Origin of the sequence: Actimicrobium sp. CCI2.3, from assembly GCF_035019065.1 — a bacterium.
Taxonomy (GTDB): Bacteria; Pseudomonadota; Gammaproteobacteria; order Burkholderiales; family Burkholderiaceae_D; genus Actimicrobium.
In genome coordinates this window covers 1-1,628 of the sequence record NZ_JASJWR010000073.1, presented here as the reverse complement: position 1 = coordinate 1,628, position 1,628 = coordinate 1, and the positions used below count along the sequence as shown (strand labels likewise).

General features: G+C 60.1%; 1 protein-coding gene. It reads right to left on the bottom strand.

All coding sequences use genetic code 11. From position 1 onward, the window contains the following. Window positions 1-91: 91 nt before the first annotated feature. Complete coding sequence (ltrA, locus tag QN370_RS20475) at window positions 92-1,459, bottom strand: group II intron reverse transcriptase/maturase (RefSeq protein WP_322126768.1); 1,368 nt, start codon at window positions 1,457-1,459, stop codon at window positions 92-94. Window positions 1,460-1,628 lie beyond the last annotated feature (169 nt).

Sequence of the window (1,628 nt, the reverse complement as noted above, 5' to 3'; positions counted from 1 at the left end):
CATCGGCATAGGGGCGGCCAGTATAACTGGCCGATCCCCTGCCACACCACCCGGCGTGCGGGTCCGCACCGGGCGGTTCGAGTAGTTGAGGTCATGAGAGTCGAGGCACGCCAAGACGGTTAAAGTAGGCAATCGTCAACACGCGGTTAAGGGCCATGGCACTGTTATGCCACCAGCGTCGGCTGTTCGCCGCCACTGACCCCGCTACCTTCTCCGTCGCTCCGAGAGCGCGCAATTCCCGATAGATCGTCGTGCCACGTTTCCACTGCTTAAGCTGAATTGCTCGCAATCGATGGCGTATCCATTCGTCCAGCGTGCGCCAGACTCCTGGTGTTTGTGCCAATCCAAAGTACGCTTTCCAGCCCAGCATGTAGCGCCGTAGCGGTTCGATCAGTTCGGTCATGCTGCGCCCGCCGCTGCGACGGGTCAGTTGCCGTATCCGCTGCTTGAACGTCGCTAGCGCCTTGGCCGATACCTTGCGTTTGATCTCGCCTTTCGGGGCCGCCCACAGGCTATAACCCAGAAACTTGCGACCAAACGCGCTGGCCACAGCACTTTTCGACGCATTGATCGTCAAGTGCAGCTTGTCATAAAGACGCTTGAGCAGTGCCATCACACGTTCGCCCGCTTTCCGGCTGCGTACATACACATTGCAGTCATCGGCGTATCGAACGAAGCGGTGGCCCCGCCGTTCCAGTTCCCGATCCACTTCATCAAGCAACACATTGGCCAGCAGCGGCGAGAGCGGTCCGCCTTGCGGCGTGCCCTGTTCGCGCTGACTCACCACACCTCCGTGCATGATGCCCGCGTTCAGATACGCCCGAATCAGCCGAATGATCCCGGCATCGGCGATGCGTTTCTGTAAGCGGTCGATCAGGACATCGTGGTTGACCCGGTCAAAGAACTTTTCCAGGTCCACATCCACCACGACCCGGTTTCCGTCCTCCACGTATTGCTGTGCTTCGAGCACCGCATCACGCGCACGACGACCCGGACGAAATCCGTGACTGTGTTGACTAAAAGTTGGATCGATCAGCGGTTGCAGCACTTGCAGAACGGCTTGCTGGATCAGCCTGTCCACCACGGTGGGTATCCCCAATTCACGTTCGCTGCCATCGGGCTTGGGAATGCCGACGCGACGCACCGGACTGGGCCGGTACGTGCCTGCCATCAGCTGTGCTCTGATGTTCGGTAATGCGGTTACCAGATAGCGGCCGGTCGCAGCGATGTCCATGCCGTCCACGCCTGCTGCACCTTTGTTCGCCTTCACGCGTTTCCACGCGCGTTGCATGTTCTCTCTCGCAAGCACTTGCGCAAGCAAGCCTTGCCCTGCGCTCACCGTGCCAGGCCGCGTGGGACGAGCTTCATCACTGAGCACGCCAGAGACAGCTTCACCGTCCCTTACCGTGATCCGCCCCGCTCGCGCGGGCATCTGATGCAATGCTTTTCTCATCGACATGGTGGTTTAACACTCCTTCTCGTTCGGTCCTTCGCCCATCGTGCGGCTACTACGACCTCTGCTGACTTCTCGCTCCGGCTTCCACCGTCGCCCTTTCAGGCACGAGGCGAGATCTCCCCAGGTAAGAACGCACTCCTTCACCGCACAACCGCCGGATTTACGCCGCCTC